This is a genomic window from Vibrio sp. PSi01 (assembly GCF_054960695.1).
Window position 1 is genome coordinate 122,885 of sequence record NZ_JBHNYN010000004.1, and the last position, 21,926, is coordinate 144,810.

Genomic DNA, 21,926 nt, shown 5'->3' on the forward strand with positions numbered 1-21,926 from the left:
AAATAAATTAAAAGCCAGCAATTAAGCTGGCTTTTTAGTTTCTGCTGTATCAGATTCTGTCGTTAAGTTTTCTAACGAGTTAGAATTCGTATTTAGCTGAAATACCGTAGTTTCTTTCCGCTTGAGTGTTCTCTTTGTAAAGTTCATCATCACCGCGAATATCATTCCAACGGTAGTACTCTTCGTTAGTTAAGTTGAACACACCACCACGAATCGTCAGATCCTTCATTGGTTTGTAGTAAGCTGTTAAATCAACAACTGTTGCGCTTGGAAGCTCAGCCTGGCCTGCGTTACCGCCACTTTCGTCATCGAAGTTGATGTCTGAACCAGATTTGTCAGCTGTGTAGTTTAACTTAACGCTAGTACCCCAATTTTGGTTTGGCGCATCATAGTTAAGACCTAACACCGCATTCCAAGGGTTAACACTATTTAGTGCATTTCCGTTTCCGTCCTCACCCTCTGTGTATGAAGCTACGAAGTGAGTTGAAATACCCTTAGGCGCACCAACCAAGACATCCCAAAGTAACGTGTTCGAGAATTCAATCCCCTTTATCGTTGCCGAATCCAAGTTAACGTTAGAATAGTGCGTTGTTCCACCAACCTTTTTCGTAACCACTGTCTCGATAAAGTCATCGTAGTCACTGTAGTAGGCCGCGATTTCAGATGATGAAGCTTGAGTGTTGTGACGATAGCCTAGCTCGTATGAAATACTGGTTTCTGATTTAAGATCTGGATTTGGATCATTTACGTACCCATGTCCAGGGTTATCATATGTATAGTAAAGTTCATCAAAAGAAGGGGCTCTAAAGCCTTGGCTAATTTGGCCAAAAATAGTGCCTGTATCTGTAAGTTTGTATGTTGAACCTAAACGACCAGTTACCGCAGAATCTGAGAAATCACTCAACGTCTCAGTGGTGTTGTTACCAGGATCAGTTGAGAAATAGTCAAAGCGTACACCAGGGGTAACAATAAGTTTGTCATTCACTAAGCTAATTTCGTCTTGAATAAACAAGCCAAATTTTTGCTCCTTAGCATCTGGAGTATATACATAAAGTTGGTTATCAGTAGCAGGATCAGAGTTATACTCCATATTGGTGTTGCTGATGTCACTATGTGTATAAGTTGCACCATACACTAGGTAATGGTTATTAATTTCTTTATCTAACTGAGTCTCGATTTCAAGCTTATCTTCAGTGTACTCGTAGTCTTTTGTTTGTAAGTTGTCGTTGTTAGCTGGTACCCAAGGTGGCATACCTGGGCCTGCAGGTTTAAAGCGCTTAGTTACACCATTCTCTTCTTTGGAAATGTACGATACTTTACTCGTTACAGTATCGGCAATTGTGCCATCAGCGAACCAAATGTGCTTAATAGCGAATCGATTTTGCGTTGTGTCATCAGCACCTGTATAGCTATCGTAGCTTGAGTGGTAGATGTCAGAGTCTGAAGTATCTTTGATTAGCTCAGCTAAAAACTCGATACGATGACTTTCGTTTAACTGATATTGCAACTTAACCAAAAGATTATCTGCTGAAGTATCTTGACCTTCTACAGCGTAGTTCTCTAAGTCGTTAGGGTTACGGAAATTTTGCAACTCTTCACCATCTCGACGAGTGTAGGCTACCAATGTTTCTAGGTCATCGAATCGATTAGCTAATGCAACGTGCTCACTGAAAGAGTTATCTTCTGAAGAGTAAGACAGTTTCGCTTGACCGCCAAAGTCTTCTCCATCTTTTAAGAAATCAGAAGGGTCTTTAGTTTCAAAGGCGACAACACCACCAATAGCGTCGCTTCCGTGTAAACTTGAAGCCGCACCTTTGATAATTTCGACACTTTTCAGCATATCGGGATCGATTGAAATACCGCTAGAGTTAATAAATGCGTAAGGGCCACCATCAAATGAACCTGGTTGCGATGAGCCATCCACTAAAATCTTTACGCGCTTACCTTCCATGCCACGAATGTTGATGGTTTGTGCACCTTGTCGAGAGCTCGAGTTCATCGTTACACCTGGAGTGTATTCGAAGATTTCGTTAACATTTTTTGCCATGTTCTCTTCGATTTGCTCATCGGAGATGACTGCAACAGAAGCCGCTGTATTGATAAGTGTTTGATTCGTGCGCGTCGAGGATACAACAACCTCATCAAATAGGGCATAATCTTCAGCAAAGGCTGACGTTGATGAAAGCGCTAAAACGATTGAAGCAGAGAGTAGGGATTGCTTATACATCTGATAGTTACCTTAGTTCCATAGTATTATCTTGATTTGCGAAGATGATATTGGATCTAAATGATAATTACTATTATTTGCATTTAATTAATTTTCAACTTTATCAACTAATTCATAATTAATGCTCTTAATCACTTGTATTAAAAAGACTTATTCAGTTCCATTCATTTTGTGAATGCTTCTGTTTTTGTGATGTAAATCTCAATTTATAGTAGGAAAGCTATGCATAGCCCAATAACACTTGAAGCATTACACATACTAGATGCTATCGATCGTCGTGGAAGTTTCGCCGCAGCAGCGAATGAAATGGACCGAGCGCCATCATCATTGAGTTACCAAATTCAGAAGTTGGAGCAAGATCTAGACATCATGATTTTTGATCGGTCTGGGCATCGTGCAAATTTCACGGAAGCGGGGCAGTTAATACTAGAACAAGGCAGGATAATTCTTGGTGCGACTGAACAACTCGTTAACGATGCGAGTATTCTTGCTAATGGTTGGGAGCTAGATCTAACTATCGCCTTTGATGGTATTATTCCGATTAGTAATTTTTTCTCACTGGTTGATGAACTAGGTAAAATCAGTAAAACACGCGTTCGTTTACAAGAAGAAATCTTAGCTGGATGTTGGGAATCTCTGGCCGATGGCCGAGCTGACTTACTTGTGTGCCCAAAGCTTGATACGATTCCAAACGACATTAAAAGTGACGTAATAGGTAAAATAGAAATGGTTTGGGTGGCAGCATCAAACCATTATGTTCACAAACGTTCTGGTGAGTTCGACCAGAAGGCCAGAGAAAGTTACATGGTTATTGCAATTGCCGATACAGCACGCGATCAACCCGCACTAAGTATTAATATATTAGAAAAACAACCACGCTTAACCGTAACGAGTTTCCCAGCAAAAGTAGAAGCTCTAACAACAGGGTTAGGCATAGGCACTTTACCGAGTGTTATCGCGGAACCACTGATTGAATCTGGTGTGCTTCAGCGAATTGTAGGAACGGAACCCCAAGCTATTGATATCGTCATGGCTTGGCGACGCAATAAAATGGGCGACGCCAAATCATGGTGTATTCAGCACATTAAAAAGACATGGTCACTCAAGTAACGGCAACACCATATCCGCAGTACCGTCTTCAAAACTAATATCTAGCTCAAACCCCAACTTTTGAGCTAGTGTTAGCATGCCTCTGTTCGTTGGCATCGTCATCCCAGACATTTGCTTGGTCTGCTTTGCTCGGCAGTAGTCGATAACTTTAGTCAGAAGAATTCGACCTAATCCGACACCTTTCAGATCAGACCTAATTAATATCGCAAACTCTGCATCTGTGTTTTCTGGGTTAATTAGCGCTCTTGATACACCGATAATAGCCGGAACACCTTGTTCTTTGCGAACAACCACAAAAGCAATTTCTCTGTCGAAATCAATCTGAGTAAAATTAGCCAATGCCTCATGATTGAATTCACCCACATCACTAAAAAAACGCTTATAAAGATCTTCTTTCGATACTCTATTAATGAAGTCTGCGTGAAGTGGTTCATCTTCAGGGAGAATAGGGCGTAACAGCACCTCTGTGCCATCCTTGAGTTGAATGTTTTCTTCGAGCTCTACAGGATAAGGACGTATTGCCAACCGTTCTTGAGGATCACCTTCATAAGCTTTCAAGATAATATCTGCGTCTAATATTGTGAACTTGTCTCCATTGGCTAGTACTGGATGGATATCCAAATCATGTATTTCAGGGCAATCAACCACCATTTGAGATATACGAACCAGCAGTTCTGAGAGTCCCTCTATATCAATCGGATTAGGAAGCTTTTGCAGACGAATTTTGCCACTTTTTATTGCTCGAATGATTAGGTAACGAGCCAGTGTCATATTAAGTGGTGGAAATGCAGCTGCCGCATCAATCGATTCATCCCACTCTGAACCTCCTTGACCAAGTAAAATAATAGGGCCAAAAGTCTCATCGGTTGTGACCTTTACACGTAGTTCTTGCCCGCCCGCGAGTTTCGCCATTCCTTGAATCAACAAACCATGTATATGCGCCGTAGGGTACGACAGCTGAGAACGATCAAGGATCGCTTGAGCAGCATTAGCCACTTCATTACTGTTTCGTAAGTTGAGCATTACACCTTGCACATCTGATTTATGCGCAATGTCTGGAGAACGAAGTTTAACGGCAACTGGGTAACCAATCGTTTCAGCAATGTGTACCGCTTCACTTGGGTCTGAAGCAATCCAAGTTGGTAAGACATCAAGATTGAAGTGTTTGAAAAACTGACTGTTTTGGTGAGTATCAAGACTAACTGTTTCTTTATCCAGTAGTTGTCGCTCTATCCAATTTCTCGCATCAGCTAAATCTTCAATATGAACTTTCTCAGCTGTGGTCGGTGTTTCCATCAATTGGCGTTGGTTACGTCTGTATTCGACCAAGTGCATGAAAGCAACGACTGAACTTTCTGGTGTTCGATACGTTGGAATCCCGGCTTCTGTAAAAAGTTTTCTTGCAGGCCTTGCTGTCAGCTCGCCCGACCAATTGGTTAGAATGTTAAATCGCTTATGTCGAGGGTGTTTTTTAATTGCTTTAATAATTCGCTCAGCTGTCTGGGCTGAATGAGCAATCGCAGAAGGGCTGTGCATAATAAGAATCGCGTCAGCTTCATCCCCGTCGAGTAGTGCATTTAGTGTATCGATATAACGCTGATCACCCGCATCACCAACAATATCAATCGGGTTGCTGTGTGACCAACTCGATGGCAAGACTTTGTTTAATTTTTCTAGTGTTTGTTCTGATAAATCAGCGAGTTTGCCGCCACGATCAAATAAAGTATCCACGGCCATAATTGCGGGGCCACCACCATTGGTAACAATAGCAAGACGCTCGCCACGTAAGGGCACCGAATGAGTCAGTGTTTCTACCGCGGCAAACAGCTCATGTAAGTTCTTAACTCGTAACATACCGCTACGTCGAATAGCTGAGTCATAGATAATATCTAATGTGTCAGCACCACCAGTATGCGCTATGGCAGCGGCTCGACCTTTCGCTGTTCGACCTCCTTTCAACACCAGAATTCGTCGGTTACGAGATGCTGCACGCGCAGCCGAAATAAAGCGTCTTGCATCTTTAATGCTGTCAACATAAAGCAAGATGGCTTCAGTGTGAGAATCAGTACTGAGATAATCCAACAGTTCAGAGAACTCAATATCACTGCCGTTGCCGATCGAGATAAATGCAGAAAAACCGATTTCTTTGTCGTTCGCCCAATCGAGAATGGTGGTACAAACAGCGGCAGATTGAGAAACAAAAGCAATTTTACCGGGCAGCGCAGTCACGGGAGAGAAAGAGGCATTCAACTTTAACCACGGAACAATGATGCCAAGGCTATTTGGGCCAAGCACTCGGATGTTATGTTTTTTGGCTATAGTTAGGCATCGAGAATCAATTGTTTCGCCGTTGTCACTTATTTGGTGCATGTCTGATGACAGAACGATCACGGAGGCAATGCCTTTCTCAGCTAACTCTTCAAAAATGGCCACATTTCGCATAGCATTAGTACATAAAACCGCGAGGTCAGGAACGATAGGAAGCGATAGAATGTTCTTGTAAGAAAGTACGCCAGCAACAGAGTCGTATTTTGGCGTAACAGGCATCACTGCACCTTTGAAATCCCCGTGTAATAGGTTGTTCATAACGATATATCCCGCTCGTGTTTCTTGTTGGGAAGCACCAACAACGGCAATCGAACGGGGTTTAAGTAGGGGATCAAGATGATTCATAGACATATCCTAGCAATGCACGTAAGTTCATCGTAACTTACTTTCCCCTTGCGGGTTGATGGCAAATTCACCGAATTAAGATGAATAAGCAAACACTGCATAAAGTTTGTGAAATAGGTCACCCACTAATGGTGTATAATATCAAAGTTAACTTGATTCTAAACCGACGTATCGGCATGATTTATAGTAATTATTATTAAGGATATAGAGCTTTCCATGAAAAAATTTGCAATTGTGACTTTGCCACTGCTCTTGGCTGCATGTGTATCAGACGATTACGTTACAAATGTAACTTCAGATAGCTATCAAGAAGAGTACAAAACTGCCAAAGTTGAAGCTCCAGTTGTATCTCAGTCTGAGCAAACAGGCGTTGTAGAAGAGAATGTCGTCAACGTTATTAAGTCAGAGCCTGTTGAACAAAAAGTGACTCAAACAACGAGAACTAAGCCAGTAGCAACAGTGACTGGTCCAACTCAGAAACAACAAGATATGAACCAGCGCTTTGGTTACACGGTTCAAGTCGTTGCTGTTGGCAGCCAGAGCAAGGTCGACTCTTTCGTGAAAATGCTACCAACGACTTCACAACCCGTTTGGGAAAACTACAAAATGGTTAACGGTACTAAGTGGTTCACAGTTCTTTATGGTGACTACGCGACACGCTTAGAAGCTAAGAAAGCAATTTCGACCCTGCCAGCAACTTTCCAAAATCTGAAACCATTCGTTAAGAGCATTGATGACATCAAGAACTCTGAATACCCAACGCTTAACAAGTTAAACTAAGTTTTAATTCAGAAAGAGGGAGCAAATTGCTCCTTCTTTTGTTTTATGACGAGCCGTTTTGTCTAATAGTTAATCGCTCGATCTTTAGATGGCGATTTTAGCTTTCAAAACACTGTACCTATTTCGACTTTTGTTTATCATTGAAGTCAGTATTCCTAGTTTCAAGGACCGAATTTACCCATGAACACCACAAACATCCTTCTTCTTTGCGGCGGTGGATCTTCAGAGCATGAAGTGTCTTTAGTTTCAGCCAATTATCTTTTTGCACAGCTCGACAGCGTTGCTGATTTTAACGTTGTGAGAGTTGAAATTAAGAGTGAAGGTTGGTGTCTAGATTCTGGTGAATTAGTTTACCTTGATATTAACGATCAAACACTACGTGGCGATAACTTCGAGTCTAAAGTCGAATTCATTGTACCTTGTATTCACGGGTTTCCTGGCGAAACAGGTGACATCCAGTCATTGTTTGAAATGGCTAAGATTCCGTATCTAGGTTGTGGCTCTGAAGCGAGTAACAATAGCTTTAACAAGATCACTTCAAAGCTTTGGTACGATGCACTTGGTATCCCAAACACACCTTACTTGTTCCTATCAGACAACACAGAACAAACACACGCACAAGCAACCCAAGCTTTTGAAACTTGGGGGAAAGTCTTCGTAAAAGCCGCTCGCCAAGGCTCTTCTGTTGGTTGTTACCAGGTAAATGAAGTTGAAGAACTGAGTGAAGCGATCGATAAGGCGTTTACCTTCTCAGATCAAGTACTTATTGAAAAGTCAGTCGTACCAAGAGAGCTAGAAGTTGCCGCATATGAAATCGATGGTGAGCTACACATTAGTAAGCCAGGCGAAGTGATTGCACCAAATGGCGCATTCTACTCATATGAAGAGAAATACAGCGCAGACAGTCACTCAATCACTGAAGTGGAAGCAAGTAATCTAACGGATGAGCAGCGTGAATTGATTGCAGACAGTGCACGCAAAGTATTTACACAAATGAAGCTACGTCACTTGTCTCGTATTGATTTCTTCTTAACGCAAGACAACGAGATCTACCTAAATGAAGTCAATACTTTCCCAGGTATGACGCCAATTTCTATGTTCCCTAAAATGGTTGAACACGATGGACATAAATTTAGCCAGTTCTTAGAAAACTGCGTAAGAACCAGTCTTGCTTAGTTCGCTTTATACCAAACGAATCTAAACGGTTATCTGCATAGTGCCTTGAGCTTGATCAACAAGGAACTAGCCGTTTTATAACAAGTCATACCTTGGGTCACGCGATAATTTGATCGTTATGCGTTTGCTGATCTCGTTAGCGGTTGTACCTTTGCATTATCAACTTATTGCCAAGGTACAATCGCTTTAAATTTCATTTTCTCGCTCTCAGCAGTACCGGTATAGCCCACATATTGCGCGGGCATTGCAGGACTGAGCCAACGTCCAAAATCCTGAATCTCTCTTACCTTAAGACCCTGTTTTGATAACTCTTGTGCGGCACCCACACGAATCGAGTTACCTGAAAAATGGTGGTTATCTGCTAAACCTAGTATATCACTCGCTCTTCTTAATATTCGGTATATAGAAGAATCATCCAAAGGTTGAAGCCTAATATTTTCGTGCTTATCTATTGCACGAAACATAGGAAGTTCATCTTCTGAACCAGTAAAAGAAAGCCATCGCTGTAGTGCAACACTAGCCACTTGTGACAGCTTGTAAGCCGAATCCTTAATGGTTATCTGATAGCCTTCATCGTAACTCTCGATATCATTCATCTTTAACGCTTTAAGCTCAGAACGTTTTAACGCACACTCGAACATCACATTATAGATAGCAATATCACGAACCTCTTTTAAGTTTGCTTTTTGATGAGAAAGCAACATGTTCAATTCAGTCAGGTGTGCAGATGTCATCGCATTAGTTTGTTTAGCGTCACCGGCCATTTGAGCTTGCAAGTGGAGTAGGGTAAAGCGAACTTGCCTATGTTTAATCGGGTTGGCAAAGTTAAGCACAGTATGCAACAAACTAAGTGTTGCAGTGTAACGTTTTAGAGAGGCGTACTTTCTGTCATTGGATTCAGTTTCGAGGAAACGACGAACAGCAGTAATAGATGCAGGGAGTGTGTTGATACGATGTTTAGTACAGAACGCATGGTAGCGATTCCAATCACTATAGATACCTAACAGTGAATTATGAGAGTACTGATGTCCTGTTAACTCATCTATAATTTCAATTGTCGCTTTGCTGTTTAATTTTTCAACAAATGAATTAATTGTCACAAAGTCAGTTAAAATAGGGACTTTTTTTCTCAAATTACCGTACCTGAACAGCTGTTTTTACCATATTATGCTTGATATCATTAAAAGTATACTTATGATTAATGCAGTGAAAACAAAAAGATGATTAATAGATATGGCTAATTCAATTTACCGAAGCGTCCATCTTCAGTCGATAGATGCAAATAACACGGTTTGGCGTGCGAAGTTAAAAAACAATGTTATTCAAGGCAATCTAGCTGCCGTGAAGAAGAGTATTGATTGGTGGATTGACACCGCATCTATTATTGATCCAAAAGAGTTCACAGCGTTAAGTAAGTCCAGAGGAGCTGGCGGCGCAAGTGAAAACTTTAACGGCTACCAGATAAAGAATGACACCGGAGAGCCTAATGCGTGGTATTGCATGTTTAACGGTCGCTTAATTAAAGGCGGCAAAATTGCAATCCAACGTCATATAGAAGCTTACTTACTCGCTAAACAAAAAGCAGAGCAACAAAAGAAGTAATTTATGAGCCTAGTATATTCAACAGAAACAGGTCGCATTAAACCTGAAGAAGAGAAAGTCCAACGTCCTAAAGGCGATGGTATCGTTCGAATCCAAAAAGAAACCAAAGGCCGCAAAGGCAAAGGCGTTTCTGTCGTAACAGGCTTAGATCTAGATGACGCACCATTGAAACTAATGGCTGCAGAACTTAAAAAAGTATGTGGTTGCGGTGGCTCTGTAAAAGATGGCAACATAGAGATTCAAGGCGACGCTCGCGACAAGATTAAAGCGCACCTTGAAAAGAAAGGCTACAAAGTTAAGTTTGCTGGCGGTTAAGCTCTAACTAATGCCAGGGGTAAAATCGAAGATTATTATCACTGGTTATTAGGTATTTTATGGTAAATAGCCAACATGGTTAAATACACAGTATAAATCAGAGAATACCGACACCAAATAAGGGCAGGGCATCACACAAAGATACCTGCCTTATAAACGTCAAATCATATTTAACATAACGTACATAATGCGCACTTAGGCTGTAAGCGCAAAGTTGTAATGTCACTATTTCCCAAAGTTAAAATGTCCCTTTAGCTCATCACCACTAGGCTTAATTGATATTGGTAAACGCTATGGACATAACAACATGCTGGTGACTATGAGTGATTCAGAGATCAATCGTTTTAAAGTAATTGAAGATGTGTGTCAGCGACGGATACGTCGGGCCGATGCTGCCGAGATCCTCAGCTTGAGTGTCCGTCACATCCAACGCCTGATGAACCGACTTCGTAAATACGGTGCGAGCGGATTGGCTCATCGCGCTCGCGGTAAGCCTAGCAATCATCGTTATTCAAGTGGTTATCGAAACTCGGTGCTAAGCCTTGTCCGTGAAAACTACAGCGACTTCTCACCAACGTTCGCACTAGAAAAATTGACTGAACTACAAATCTATCAGTCTTAGAGAGACACTCCGTCAATTTCTAACGTTGACTATCACCAAAAGTAAGTGTGTCGAAGTCTTAATATCTAACTAAGACTGAATCCCTATCAGCGACTTTTCCTTTGTCGTTTGACTCTCAAACTATCGAAAAATTAACTTCACGATACTTCAATTATAACGCTTTAAATACAATAGGTTGTATTGAGTTAAGTAGATATGCACCATTAGATATAACCAGACATAATACGTAGCTGGATGGCTATTGTGTAATGTTAGTGCTTAAACTAAACCCACGGAAATGCCGAAGTTTAAGCATGAGCAAAACGATTTGTATGACATATTAACTCTAAGTAATATGTGCCGCCTCTCATCTAGCCAAGCAGAAAACCGCTAGTTTACGCTATTCAAACAAATCAAATTGGTTATCATATTTAATGAAAAATCGTTCTAAAATACTTGTCCCTTTGACATTCGGCATATTTTCATCGTTGTCGGCCTACTCCAATGAAACAACACCCGACCAAAACACATCATACGACAGGATTTACGTAGGTTACCAAGCTTTAGATGATAAGTATTCAGAATACAATGGTATTAAGATCGGTTATACGAACCAAATACCTAACAGCGGATTTTTACTTGGCGGTGAATTTAGCTATAACAAGTCAACCAACACTTATTACGACGCAACATTAGTTGACTTAAACTTCAATGCTGGATTTGATGTTGTATCGTTGTGGTCTGAAAGTGAATATAAAATAGTTCCTTACATCAAACTTGGTTTTGGTTCTTACAAGGAAGATTATGGAAATGTAGACATTTCGGATTTCGGTATCAGCCGTGGTTTAGGAATACGCTATCTAGGAAAGCATGGCCTGTACCTTGACGCGAGCTTACAGAAGCAAAACGTTGATGTGATGAATTTAACTACTGTGGACATAAAATGGACAGGCCTATCCCTCGGCTGGTCATTCTAAAGCTCATCTACTAATGAAAGTTTAAAAAAAGCTAACACCACCATAGATCTTATATTCTATGTGATTGCAAAACTAAAGGAGCCAGTCAATCGTAAAGACGATGAATAGTAAGGACTTATTTCATTTAACGTAACTTTATAAGCAATTAGACTGTAGTTAATTTTAAAGGCTTCCCATAAACTGGCTCCTAAAACTTTGGTTCGCTTTTCTACAACGTTGTTTAAGTTGTTAGCCGAAAAAGTTTTGAGAAGTAGAATTATCAAATTTGTAGCACGAATACGGTACAGGTTTTAGTCAATAAACCATTTAATAACAATGATTTAAGTCGATATCGATAAAGGTTGAGGCTCATAAAAGTCCTAATTATAACTCCAGCCATATAAAAGTGACACTGCAACTAAAGCGCATGCAAAGATTGAAAAGTAATAAGCTTTGCATGTTCTAATACTGAATCAAGTCTAGCCGTATAAACATGTGTTTAGTTTTATTTTCACACAACGCTATACGCTGCCAGTTACACTGTATAAATAAACAGTACAATCTTTACACCCCGTAAAAACCGCACTTTTTGCTCAAATTCCATTCAAAATCAATGTAATATCGCTTCAATTTGATTTAATTACAGGTTCAACCTATCTCTTTCCTGTATAAAGTAAGTGTGGGTATGTAGATTCCACCGAGGCTAATCAATAGAGCCTCGGACTGCGCCAACGGCATAACATTCACGTCACGTGCGCAGGTAATATAATGAGTGACAAAGCATTCCGAAAACTCAACATATTCCTTTCGATTTTTTGACTCGCAATCACTCTAGTGTCGTTGATCTCTTTTAATACGCTCATGAATAAGAGCTACGTTATTACACCAGACAAATACCCTATACGCGTTAACACAGACAGAGACCACGATGGTGGTACCGTAGGCTCATTACATAAGTCAGAGGATGGCATTAAGTTACAGTGTGACTTTGAACGGACCTATAGTTTAGAGTTCGTTATATCGACCCAAGGTAAAGGGCTCAATCTCTCTACGTTCGATTCGGACACCTCTAAGCGCGCTTTCACCATCGGCATTGCAATAACGCATATGTTATCACGTCATCGATAGCATTCTCTGCTTGATACGTATCCCTCTATAAACAGCTCCCTACGCCTCTAAGTCTCCTAAACACTTGCTCTTAAAGACGCGTATTTGGCTAGTAAAGCTTGCTCTAAGCGGTGGTAAGTCACTCGCGGTATCGGTTTTAAACATTACCGTCGTCACTTATCTCGCACTGTTCTTATATGAAATCCTCATTTGTCTGATTATAAACATTCATGTACTCGTATCCGCTAAAAAAAGAAGTCACAACGTCACTAGTCTTAAAAAACACCATACATTGAACCACTGACACAAATGCTGACACCTAAAAATAGCAATTGTTTTACTTTCATATCTTGCTGTAATTTAATTACAAATATAAACCGAGAAAAGCCTGTAAAGTAAATTACTCCGCTGTAACTTGCTGAATTGACTAAATTTAAGGGTTTTGATTAGGCTGGAAATTAGGGTGACTAAAGAGTGGGTATGTACGAGATAATATGCTAGAGGGCAATATATTTAGTTATAGTGCATTAAGGTGTTAAAAAAGAAGGGCTGATGCCCTACTCTTCTTTTTTACTCATTTCTTCACGAATTTGCTCAGCAACCATTTTGATAGCTTGTGCTGTGCTGATGCCCTGAGTCATCATTTCTTGAATTCGTTCAACAGCTTTCTGTTGTTCTTCGTGAGAAAGGGTTGGTAAGTCGTTTAACATGCTCTGCTCCTTTGTTTAGGAGCAGAATCATATAAGGAGTATTAGTAACTAGCAAGGAAATTGATTGAAGCACCCATAGCGTTTTCATTCGTGTAGTTAGCGCTGATGTCTAGCTGGAATAAATTTAGCGGTGACAAACCAATACCGGCTGTGACAGTACCTTCTGAGTCAGAGTAAGCGAGGTTCTTGTAGTACCCTCCCCTTAGCTTTAGCTGACGCAACAGATCAACTTCAGTACCGATACGAATCATCTGTTCGTTGTCATCAAACGATGTGAATTTTTCAGTCTCATTCAAATCGTAATCAACACTTAACGTAAAGTAGTCAGAAACGATACCCGCACCAATTGTGTAAACTGGCTCAAGTTGGTAAGTGTATTTACCGCCGACTTGGTGCATTGCACCACCAGTACTCGTCAGTGTTTTAGTTGTATCTTTGGTTTCAATGTCTCTAGAGATTAAGTTAGTTGCCGCAACGCCGACTCGGAACGGGCCGAAGAACCAAAGTGCACCAGCATCCATGTTAAAGGCAGTTTCTCCATCACTGTTCTCTCTCACATCAGACAAGTCGTAATCATTAACTGAAGCAACGTAGTTGTATGTGTATATACGTTGGATCTTTGGTGTGATACCAAATGAAATGTGTTGGCCTATAAAGGTTTGGTATTTAGCTAAAGAAAGGCCAACCTCAGTTACACCAATAGACACTGCTTCAACGGTAGACAACTCGATTTTATCTGCATCTGAACCTGTGGTGTAAACATTCGGCGTCGCGAAAGATTCTGTGTAAGCTTTAGCGAAAAGGTTTGCCGCGACAAATTGATTAGGAAGCGCAAATGCGACCACACCACCCAGCTCAACATTGGCTTGGTTTCCGTCTAGTTTATTAAGAGCAGCATCTAACTCGGCGGTGCTTGATGCGTCAACAACACTATCAATGTTCGATTTCATGTCGTTGGGGTCGTTATAGCTACCACCAAAACTTGGCGTGATCATACCCATATCATCATTACGACGATAGATAGCAACCAGTGCTGGGTTATAGAATGGAGCTGTTAGGAAGTTTGCTGAAACAACACCAACACCACCCATCGCATCACCACGCGCTTCAATGGCGTAGTTTGCTGCTGAAAGAGGAAGACTGGCGAATGCAATTGACGCTGCGAGTAGTTTTGTAGTTTTTTTCATGCCGTTTATCTTTGTGAGATCCCTTACATAGTTAACGGCACAATTCTAAATTACTTTAACTCTTCTTCGCTAGAAATATCATAAGTTTTACTGATAGTTTGTGCTTGTTCTATCGCTATGTCACCTTGCCAGCGAGAATGCACCATCGAAACGGCTAATACATAACGATCATTAGGCAGTTCTTCGCCCGTCAAACTCATTGGATAATCAGATTCGTAACTCTTACCCCACACCTTATCGTAGTGTTCGTCGACATAATCGTACAAACCGACTTCAAGCTTAGGTAGCGGACAGTATGGATTTAGCAGTTCTTTTTTATCGATTCGCCACGTGTCTTTTGATGCCCAACGAACTTGTTGGCGCATGACAATTTCACCAAGGATAACCCAAGTGCTCCACGAGTTTCCTGCATCATCTTTAACGCTTACACGATACAGGCCCGAATCTAGTTGAGACGCTAAATTATAACGCTTATGGTAAAGGCTTGCTGATGCGTTATTGACGAGTTCGTCGTCTTTGGAGAATTCACTATCAGACGAAACAACTCTATCAACCCACTTTTCAAAGGTGATGTCTTGAATGTTGTTTTTAGATTCAACATCAATCGCTACTCGAAACGTATCACGTCCAGGGCTTTGAATGATGTGTCTTTTGACAACTACCGAACTTATCCAATCAGGTAAGGTCTTCTTGGTTAGGGTTTTACCACAATCTTTGTTCAACGCTTGAGCGAACAGTTCATTGAGGTGATCCTCTCGAGATTGAGAAGAGTTGATTTGCCAAACTTCCACTAACGAATCAAACATCTGAGACAAGTCGTTATCTAACAGGTGCTTGTGAACTTGAGTTAGAGCGTCGCTGCTCTTAAACCAATCCGCTGCGTGCGCCGTGTTTATAACGCTCGACAGCATTAATAGTGGAAGTAAGGCTTTTTTCATTATGCTTTCATCTTATAACCAACGCCACGTAGCGTTTCAATTTCTAGACCTGGCAGCTTCTGTCTTAGTTGAAGAACATGTGTGTCTACAGTACGCGTTGTTGGGAAATGGTTGTAACCCCAAACGTGGTCAAGCAGCTCATCACGTGTAAATACACGGCCAAGGTTACTTGCTAAGAACAATAGTAGGTCAAACTCTGTTCGCGTTAGCGTAATTTCTTGTTCATTAAAGAACACTTCACGAGTCGCTTTATCAATAACAAGATTTTGAGCGATAACTTTTGAGTCATCTTGTTCTTCAGCGTCTGGTAGGCGAAGTTGGGCGCGAATTCGAGCGAAAAGCTCAGCTTCTGCAAATGGCTTAGTTAGGTAATCGTTCGCGCCTGAATCTAGGCCCGCTACTTTGTCCTTTACTGTGACGAGAGCCGTCAACAAAATAACCGGGATATCTTTCTTTTTCTTCCAGCTTGGAAGCGAATCTACTGAGTCACCATCAGGAAGTTGACGGTCTAGAATAACCAGATCCGCTTGTTCCCAATAGCCTTCAACTTCAGAGATCAGCTCAGCATGCAAACATTCATATCCAGCTTGCTCAAGGCTAACTAATAAACCGTCAGCTAAATTTTTATCATCTTCAACGAGAAGCAATGTCTGTTTCACAAGGTATCTCCAAAATAAATGTTGTTGGGGGGCCAATAAGCGTCATGTGACCGCCCATTTTTCCGACCATAGATTCAACTATTGTCAGACCTAAACCTAGTCCACTCTTACTAACGAATGGCTTTCTTAGCTGTCCCCAATCTTTGCGGGATAAGTCTCCATTATCTATAACTTTGAATGTCAGCTTCTTGTCAGAAGTATTCAGTTCTAGTATCACTGGAGCCACACCGTACTTCACGGCGTTTCTGATTAGGTTGTCGATACACGTTCCTAACCAATATACGTTCACTTTTGCAGCAATGTCTTTATTCACACGTAACTCAATTCCCGGTGCGAAATCTTCTTCAACTTTATATTGCAACCACTCCTCAACACTTGGCACCCACTCAGTGGCTAGTGGTTGGTTATCCGACTGCAAATAGTCTTTACTAGCTTCCGCCAACTGTCTTAAACGACGGGTGTCTTCACACAATCTACGGAACTCATCATATACCGATTCTGGCAAGTGTTCGAATTCACGCCTAAACCCTTCAACCGTCAAAGATAAGCTCGCGATGGGCGTTCTTAATTCATGCGTTAAAATTTGAAGCACCAACATCCGGCTTTTCATTTCTTGTTTTTTGCTATTCCAGCGGTAAACCGCCCAGCCTAAAACCAGCATGATGTTGGCGATAACCAAGATAAACATTGCGACTTGTAGCAGTTCTGAATGATCTTCGATTTCCCAACACACGTTACCGCGCTGCACGAAACAGCTGTTGCCTTCTGACGACAAACTGAAAGACAACCCGGCTAGCGTTGCATTTTCATTCCACACCGATTCTTTGTATAGATAGTAGCGGTCACCGCGTTTTACCCACATCTCATTAAGCTCAACAAACATACTCGCGCCAGCTAACAATGCGGTTATGGCCTCGTTATCCATTTGTTGTAAACGCGATAAGAGTTCGTCATGCTCTGTATTTGGTCGTTCTTGGATGTGCATGAAGCGCTTCAAATCATCAAACTTTTCTGGGTACTTCTCAACGTACCTTGCAGCATAAGAGCCGCCACCAGGGTGAATCAAGCCACTGCGACTAAACCAACGGTCGGAAAGTTTCGTTCCCTTACATAATGCACGAGTGAAAACTAAAGGCTCTGTGATCAAAGGACTTAACGGCAACTTTCCGCTGCAAGTTTTAGATAATTGGTATAGGCGTTGGATGTCTTTCAACGGATACTCTGCTGTTTGTGGCAGCATAGAAGATGGCATGATCAACCGAGTTGGATAATCAGCCTGAAGCAGTCGAATATCATAAGATTCAACGGCCGTTTCATGATCAAAGAGTTTGGTAAAGTTATCGATACGCTCAGGCAAAGAGTCAGCAAAGGCGTTTACTGAGACTGATAACGTAGCAATAAGAAGAGTCAATGTTTTTTTGATGATCACAAACCAACGCAAATTCATATAGATCAAACAAATATATACCATTCGCTATCAAAGATAAATTTTTAACCGCGTGAAAAACAATGTTGATTCAAGGGACAACGATTGCCTTGCGGGATTGTAGACAAATACGCCGAGATATTTAGAAACATACCTGCCTACCTACTTACAAGAGAGCAACTGGAACTTTCATCAGTTAAGTAAGAGCTCCAAATACGTGCAACATCGTTACGAGCAAAAAAAGGAGCTCAATTGAGCTCCTTAGTATTACAACATGTTCTAACTTTTATAGGTGCTCTAAAATACCCAAGCAACTCTGTTTAGCATCACCAAACAGCATCTGCGTGTTCTCTTTGAAGAACAATGGGTTTTGAACGCCAGCGTAACCGGTATTCATCGAGCGTTTGAACACGATAACATTTTGAGCGTTCCAAACTTCCAATACAGGCATGCCAGCGATTGGGCTGTTTGGATCTTCTAATGCTGCTGGGTTAACAGTGTCATTTGCACCAATAACCAATACAGTATCTGTCTCATTGAAGTCATCGTTGATTTCGTCCATTTCAAGAACGACATCATAAGGTACTTTTGCTTCAGCAAGCAGTACGTTCATGTGACCCGGTAACCTACCCGCAACTGGGTGGATACCAAAGCGAACATTGATACCTTGTGCTCTTAGTTTTTCAGTAATCTCATGCACCGGGTATTGAGCTTGAGCTACTGCCATGCCGTATCCTGGAGTGATGATAACTGACTTAGAGTTTTTCAGCATGTCCGCAACATCTTCAGCCGATGTTTCACGATGTTCACCCTGCTCTTCATCACCATCAGACACAACCACTTCTTGACCGAATCCACCAGCGATAACGCTAATAAACGATCGGTTCATTGCTTTACACATGATGTACGACAGAATGGCACCTGACGAGCCAACCAATGCACCCGTTACGATTAACAGGTCGTTTGCCAGCATGAAACCTGCCGCCGCCGCCGCCCAACCAGAGTAAGAGTTCAACATAGAAACAACCACTGGCATATCTGCACCACCAATCGATGCCACTAAGTGGTAACCGAAGGCGAATGCGATCAGAGTCATTACCATTAGCGCAAACATGCTGCCATCGGCTTTAACAAACGTGATCATTAACAATGTAGAGGCAACAATAGCTGCTAGGTTCCACTTATGCTTATGAGGAATGTTTAATGCTGACGAAGAGATAACGCCACGAAGCTTACCAAACGCAACAATAGAACCCGTGAAGGTAACCGCACCGATGAACACACCAAGGAACACTTCCACTAGATGGATGACGTGTTCTGCATGTGTTGCCGCTTCAGGAGCATCAATGTAACTGTTGTAACCAACAAGTACCGCCGCCATACCTACGAAGCTATGCAAGATAGCCACCAGCTCAGGCATTTCGGTCATTTCTACTTTCTTTGCGTAGTGGATACCAATACCGCCACCGATCACCATTGCAATGATAATCCACACAATACCTGACGAGTGAGGGCCAAAGATCGTCGCGATCAACGCGATTGCCATACCCGTGATACCGTAATAGTTACCTGCACGTGCAGATTCCTGCTTCGATAATCCAGCCAAGCTCATGATAAAGAATACAGCAGCAACAATATAAGCTGCTTGTACTAATCCTTCAGACATCTGTTACTCCTTAGTCTTTACGGAACATTTCAAGCATACGTTTGGTCACAGTAAAGCCACCAAAGATATTGATACTTGCAATTAATACGGCAATAAATGACAAGAACGTGACTACACCACTTCCTTGTCCTATCTGTAACAGTGCACCTACTACAATGATCCCTGAGATCGCGTTAGTAACGGACATCAAAGGTGTATGCAGAGAATGGCTTACATTCCAAACTACGTAATAACCCACCACACAAGCGAGAACAAAAACGGTAAAGTGAGATAAGAACGCAGCAGGCGCAACCGACGCTATCCAAGCAAAAGCACCAACGGCAACCGCCATACCGGCCACTTTTTTGATTGGAGAGACAGGCTCTTCAACTTTTGGCTCAGGTTTCACAGCTTTTGGCTTAGCCTGTTGTTGTGGTTGAGCTGAAACTTGAATTGGTGGCGCTGGCCATGTGACTTCGCCTTCTTTAACAACTGTAACGCCACGCAGTACAACATCATCAAAGTCAATGTTAATGTTGCCATCTTTTTCTTTGCAAAGTAGTTTCAGTAGGTTAACTAGGTTAGTTGCGTACAGTTGAGATGACTGAGTCGGCAATCGACCAACCATGTCTGTATAACCAACCACCTTCACGCCATTCGCCGTTGTGATCACTTGATCTGCAACCGTGTATTCACAGTTCCCGCCATTTGCAGCAGCAAGATCCACAATCACGCTACCTGCACTCATGCTGTCTACCATCTCTTTGGTAATCAGCTTAGGTGCTGGACGCCCAGGGATAAGAGCGGTTGTAATAATGATGTCGACGTCTTTCGCTTGAGCCGCGTAAAGTTCTTCAGCTTTCTTATTGAATGCCTCAGACATCTCTTTTGCGTAGCCGTCACCAGCACCTGTGTCTTCCTGGAAGTCGACTTCCAAGAATTCAGCGCCCATAGACTCTACTTGTTCTTTTACTTCAGGACGAACGTCGAACGAACGAACAATCGCACCTAAACTACCTGCGGCACCAATCGCCGCTAGGCCCGCAACACCCGCACCGGCAACCAACACTTTCGCTGGTGGAACTTTACCTGCTGCCGTGATTTGACCTGTGAAGAATCGACCGAATTCGTGCGCCGCTTCAACAACAGCACGATAACCCGCGATGTTTGCCATAGAACTCAAGGCATCTAGCGCCTGAGCTCTCGAAATACGTGGCACAGAATCCATCGCCATCACGTTGATGTTACGAGTGGACAGTTGTTCCATTAATTCTGGGTTTTGAGCGGGCCAAATAAAGCTGACCAATGTGGCGCCATCTTTAAGCAATTCGATTTCATTTTTAGACTCGTCAACGATTGGAGCGTTAACTTTAAAGATAATATCGGACTTCCACGCTTCATCGGCGGTAACAACTTTTGCTCCAGCTTGTTCATAAGCTGTATCTTCAAAACTTGCTAACGCGCCGGCTTGTGATTCAACACAAACTTCAAACCCTAATTTTAGAAGCTGTTCTACCGATTTCGGCGAAGCAGCGACTCGCGTTTCTCCCGCGAGTGTTTCTCTTGGTACACCAATTTGCATAGCGATTCCTTGACTATTGGCACAATGACTTATTCGTTTGTATCTAACGAGAACTAATACTTCAAGCGTTTTGTTCAAAGAACAGGAAAAGTTATTACTTATAACGATTTAGTTGAGTTTTCGGCGCTTCATTTCAATCAATATTGGCCATCTCAAACAAAGAGGTCAAACCACTTTCTGGTAATCCTTTAAATAACAACCTACTAGCTGTTCTTTATCCCTAAAACTAAAAAGAGCTTTCAGCATATACACTGAAAGCTCTCTAAATGATGACCAACATCAATTCTAACCCCAATTGGTTAGCTAAATATATTGTCGCCCATTTGATCAATGAACATCTGCGATTTCTTGAGCATCAATTCGTTGGCGTCTTCTTTGTTTGAAACAACATCAGAACGAATAAAACGATGAGTTTTGATTTCACCGTCGACTTCTTTCTCGATTCGCCCAGCGACACGGTATTGACCAGATTCTGCAATGGCATCTTGGTAAATATTAAACCCTTTGTATTCTACTGGCTCAATGTCTACTTTTTGTTCGGTTTTTTCTTTGCCACCAAATAATCTAGAAAAGAATCCCACGTTTTTACTCCTTAAATGACCGTACTGACTCTAAACTATCATGACTATTTGCTGTTCAACAATGGCTTTTCATACCATTGCAATTCTACGTCATCATCAAAATTGTGTTGACTAAATATAACGGGCACATTGTCGTCACGTTCGCGTCTTCGGTCGTCAATGATCATGCTTTCTGCATTTTTGACCGCGATCTCACTATTTCGTTTATAGAGCACTAACTTGTCTTCTGGTAGGGCTGCAAGAAAATCGATATCAAAGCGAATGTAAATCGGTTTAAGTTGGCCTAACGCCAAACACGCGAGATCCGCCAGTTGTTCGTTGGTGTAACTAGACACATATTCCTCGGTAGTCAAAACATGACCAACAAGCGTTTCCATGTAATTGTGTACATCCACACTGATTTGCATACTACATCTCCGTTTGTAGTGTTTTATGATATTGCTCTTAACAACTTATTATAACTAACCGCTTGTTGTCACTTCCGTTTTTCATAACTGCCCATTTATCAGAATGGCCTGATTACCCTAACTGTCTGTTTATCAGGGCTATCAGTTCACTGTGACTATTTGCCTGTTATTACGGTTCGCTTATTCGTGATTAACCATTAATTGATACTATCAGCCTACGTTTTGTTAAGTATCTATAACAGCG

General features: G+C 41.7%; 20 protein-coding genes. 8 read left to right on the forward strand and 12 right to left on the reverse strand.

Translation table 11 applies throughout. The annotated features are described in order from the left end of the window. Positions 1–79: 79 nt before the first annotated feature. Complete coding sequence (locus ACFI6G_RS07710; protein ID WP_010429656.1) at positions 80–2,227, reverse strand: TonB-dependent hemoglobin/transferrin/lactoferrin family receptor; 2,148 nt, start codon at positions 2,225–2,227, stop codon at positions 80–82. A 222-nt stretch (positions 2,228–2,449) separates the two neighbouring features. Between ACFI6G_RS07710 and ACFI6G_RS07715 the strand changes: the two genes are divergently transcribed. Continuing rightward, entirely contained in the window at positions 2,450–3,337 is an 888-nt protein-coding gene (locus ACFI6G_RS07715; protein WP_462710214.1) for a LysR family transcriptional regulator, read from the forward strand. Here the strand turns inward: ACFI6G_RS07715 and ACFI6G_RS07720 are convergent. Next, positions 3,326–6,010, reverse strand: coding sequence for a bifunctional acetate--CoA ligase family protein/GNAT family N-acetyltransferase (locus ACFI6G_RS07720; RefSeq protein ID WP_010429661.1), 2,685 nt, complete (start codon positions 6,008–6,010; stop codon positions 3,326–3,328). The genes ACFI6G_RS07715 and ACFI6G_RS07720 overlap by 12 nt on opposite strands. Positions 6,011–6,226: 216 nt before the next feature. Here ACFI6G_RS07720 and ACFI6G_RS07725 point away from each other — a divergent pair, with 216 nt between their 5' ends. Both ACFI6G_RS07725 and ACFI6G_RS07730 read left to right on the forward strand, forming a co-directional pair. After that, entirely contained in the window at positions 6,227–6,790 is a 564-nt protein-coding gene (locus ACFI6G_RS07725) for an SPOR domain-containing protein (protein ID WP_010429664.1), read from the forward strand. Between the two features lie 180 nt (positions 6,791–6,970). Beyond that, the gene (locus ACFI6G_RS07730) at positions 6,971–7,966 is read left to right on the forward strand and encodes a D-alanine--D-alanine ligase (RefSeq protein ID WP_010429666.1); all 996 of its coding nucleotides are present in this window, start codon (positions 6,971–6,973) and stop codon (positions 7,964–7,966) included. A 164-nt stretch (positions 7,967–8,130) separates the two neighbouring features. On the opposite strand, the gene ACFI6G_RS07735 is transcribed toward ACFI6G_RS07730, so the two are convergent. After that, positions 8,131–9,099: a tyrosine-type recombinase/integrase gene (locus tag ACFI6G_RS07735; RefSeq protein ID WP_010429669.1), complete on the reverse strand. Its 969-nt coding sequence runs from the start codon at positions 9,097–9,099 to the stop codon at positions 8,131–8,133. A gap of 100 nt (positions 9,100–9,199) precedes the next feature. Here ACFI6G_RS07735 and ACFI6G_RS07740 point away from each other — a divergent pair, with 100 nt between their 5' ends. From ACFI6G_RS07740 to ACFI6G_RS07760, 5 genes are all read left to right on the forward strand, one after another. Further along, positions 9,200–9,568, forward strand: coding sequence for a DUF3319 domain-containing protein (locus tag ACFI6G_RS07740; RefSeq protein ID WP_010429671.1), 369 nt, complete (start codon positions 9,200–9,202; stop codon positions 9,566–9,568). 3 nt (positions 9,569–9,571) lie between these two features. Beyond that, positions 9,572–9,883 carry a stress response translation initiation inhibitor YciH gene (gene yciH / locus ACFI6G_RS07745; protein ID WP_008221404.1) on the forward strand — a complete coding sequence of 104 codons (312 nt, stop codon included), beginning with the start codon at positions 9,572–9,574 and terminating at the stop codon, positions 9,881–9,883. Positions 9,884–10,190: 307 nt separating this feature from the next. Beyond that, complete coding sequence (locus ACFI6G_RS07750) at positions 10,191–10,505, forward strand: helix-turn-helix domain-containing protein (RefSeq protein ID WP_016785952.1); 315 nt, start codon at positions 10,191–10,193, stop codon at positions 10,503–10,505. A 413-nt stretch (positions 10,506–10,918) separates the two neighbouring features. Further along, complete coding sequence (locus ACFI6G_RS07755) at positions 10,919–11,461, forward strand: hypothetical protein (RefSeq protein WP_010429678.1); 543 nt, start codon at positions 10,919–10,921, stop codon at positions 11,459–11,461. 840 nt (positions 11,462–12,301) lie between these two features. Beyond that, positions 12,302–12,568 (forward strand): hypothetical protein, encoded by a 267-nt coding sequence (locus tag ACFI6G_RS07760; RefSeq protein WP_371956739.1) that lies wholly within the window; start codon positions 12,302–12,304, stop codon positions 12,566–12,568. Between the two features lie 536 nt (positions 12,569–13,104). Here the strand turns inward: ACFI6G_RS07760 and ACFI6G_RS07765 are convergent. The 9 genes from ACFI6G_RS07765 to ACFI6G_RS07805 all read right to left on the reverse strand — a co-directional run bounded on the left by ACFI6G_RS07765 (position 13,105) and on the right by ACFI6G_RS07805 (position 21,682). Further along, positions 13,105–13,257 carry a YoaH family protein gene (locus ACFI6G_RS07765; protein WP_010429681.1) on the reverse strand — a complete coding sequence of 51 codons (153 nt, stop codon included), beginning with the start codon at positions 13,255–13,257 and terminating at the stop codon, positions 13,105–13,107. 41 nt (positions 13,258–13,298) lie between these two features. After that, the gene (locus ACFI6G_RS07770; RefSeq protein ID WP_462710215.1) at positions 13,299–14,444 is read right to left on the reverse strand and encodes a conjugal transfer protein TraF; all 1,146 of its coding nucleotides are present in this window, start codon (positions 14,442–14,444) and stop codon (positions 13,299–13,301) included. Positions 14,445–14,494: 50 nt separating this feature from the next. Then, positions 14,495–15,382: a DUF2861 family protein gene (locus ACFI6G_RS07775; RefSeq protein WP_016767199.1), complete on the reverse strand. Its 888-nt coding sequence runs from the start codon at positions 15,380–15,382 to the stop codon at positions 14,495–14,497. Continuing rightward, positions 15,382–16,041, reverse strand: coding sequence for a response regulator transcription factor VxrB (gene vxrB, locus ACFI6G_RS07780; protein ID WP_016767198.1), 660 nt, complete (start codon positions 16,039–16,041; stop codon positions 15,382–15,384). Before vxrB ends, ACFI6G_RS07775 begins: the two co-directional genes overlap by 1 nt. Continuing rightward, positions 16,016–17,488: a sensor histidine kinase VxrA gene (vxrA, locus tag ACFI6G_RS07785; protein ID WP_010429689.1), complete on the reverse strand. Its 1,473-nt coding sequence runs from the start codon at positions 17,486–17,488 to the stop codon at positions 16,016–16,018. Before vxrA ends, vxrB begins: the two co-directional genes overlap by 26 nt. Positions 17,489–17,753: 265 nt before the next feature. Further along, positions 17,754–19,133, reverse strand: a complete 1,380-nt coding sequence (gene pntB, locus ACFI6G_RS07790) for a Re/Si-specific NAD(P)(+) transhydrogenase subunit beta (protein ID WP_010429692.1) — start codon at positions 19,131–19,133, stop codon at positions 17,754–17,756. A 10-nt stretch (positions 19,134–19,143) separates the two neighbouring features. Continuing rightward, a complete protein-coding gene (gene pntA / locus ACFI6G_RS07795; protein WP_010429694.1) occupies positions 19,144–20,694 on the reverse strand; it encodes a Re/Si-specific NAD(P)(+) transhydrogenase subunit alpha in 1,551 nt (516 codons plus the stop codon). A 299-nt stretch (positions 20,695–20,993) separates the two neighbouring features. After that, positions 20,994–21,275 carry an HlyU family transcriptional regulator gene (locus ACFI6G_RS07800; protein WP_010429698.1) on the reverse strand — a complete coding sequence of 94 codons (282 nt, stop codon included), beginning with the start codon at positions 21,273–21,275 and terminating at the stop codon, positions 20,994–20,996. Positions 21,276–21,319: 44 nt separating this feature from the next. After that, positions 21,320–21,682, reverse strand: coding sequence for a late competence development ComFB family protein (locus ACFI6G_RS07805; protein WP_010429701.1), 363 nt, complete (start codon positions 21,680–21,682; stop codon positions 21,320–21,322). Positions 21,683–21,926: the final 244 nt, after the last annotated feature.

Excerpts from the sequence above, each read along its gene's own strand:
- ACFI6G_RS07710 (WP_010429656.1), bottom strand. The coding sequence starts at position 2,227 with ATGTATAAGCAATCCCTACTCTCTGCTTCAATCGTTTTAGCGCTTTCA.
- ACFI6G_RS07715 (WP_462710214.1), top strand. The coding sequence starts at position 2,450 with ATGCATAGCCCAATAACACTTGAAGCATTACACATACTAGATGCTATC.
- ACFI6G_RS07720 (WP_010429661.1), bottom strand. The coding sequence starts at position 6,010 with ATGAATCATCTTGATCCCCTACTTAAACCCCGTTCGATTGCCGTTGTT.
- ACFI6G_RS07725 (WP_010429664.1), top strand. The coding sequence starts at position 6,227 with ATGAAAAAATTTGCAATTGTGACTTTGCCACTGCTCTTGGCTGCATGT.
- ACFI6G_RS07730 (WP_010429666.1), top strand. The coding sequence starts at position 6,971 with ATGAACACCACAAACATCCTTCTTCTTTGCGGCGGTGGATCTTCAGAG.
- ACFI6G_RS07740 (WP_010429671.1), top strand. The coding sequence starts at position 9,200 with ATGGCTAATTCAATTTACCGAAGCGTCCATCTTCAGTCGATAGATGCA.
- yciH (WP_008221404.1), top strand. The coding sequence starts at position 9,572 with ATGAGCCTAGTATATTCAACAGAAACAGGTCGCATTAAACCTGAAGAA.
- ACFI6G_RS07750 (WP_016785952.1), top strand. The coding sequence starts at position 10,191 with ATGCTGGTGACTATGAGTGATTCAGAGATCAATCGTTTTAAAGTAATT.
- ACFI6G_RS07755 (WP_010429678.1), top strand. The coding sequence starts at position 10,919 with ATGAAAAATCGTTCTAAAATACTTGTCCCTTTGACATTCGGCATATTT.
- ACFI6G_RS07760 (WP_371956739.1), top strand. The coding sequence starts at position 12,302 with ATGAATAAGAGCTACGTTATTACACCAGACAAATACCCTATACGCGTT.
- ACFI6G_RS07765 (WP_010429681.1), bottom strand. The coding sequence starts at position 13,257 with ATGTTAAACGACTTACCAACCCTTTCTCACGAAGAACAACAGAAAGCT.
- ACFI6G_RS07770 (WP_462710215.1), bottom strand. The coding sequence starts at position 14,444 with ATGAAAAAAACTACAAAACTACTCGCAGCGTCAATTGCATTCGCCAGT.
- ACFI6G_RS07775 (WP_016767199.1), bottom strand. The coding sequence starts at position 15,382 with ATGAAAAAAGCCTTACTTCCACTATTAATGCTGTCGAGCGTTATAAAC.
- vxrA (WP_010429689.1), bottom strand. The coding sequence starts at position 17,488 with ATGAATTTGCGTTGGTTTGTGATCATCAAAAAAACATTGACTCTTCTT.
- pntB (WP_010429692.1), bottom strand. The coding sequence starts at position 19,133 with ATGTCTGAAGGATTAGTACAAGCAGCTTATATTGTTGCTGCTGTATTC.
- pntA (WP_010429694.1), bottom strand. The coding sequence starts at position 20,694 with ATGCAAATTGGTGTACCAAGAGAAACACTCGCGGGAGAAACGCGAGTC.
- ACFI6G_RS07805 (WP_010429701.1), bottom strand. The coding sequence starts at position 21,682 with ATGCAAATCAGTGTGGATGTACACAATTACATGGAAACGCTTGTTGGT.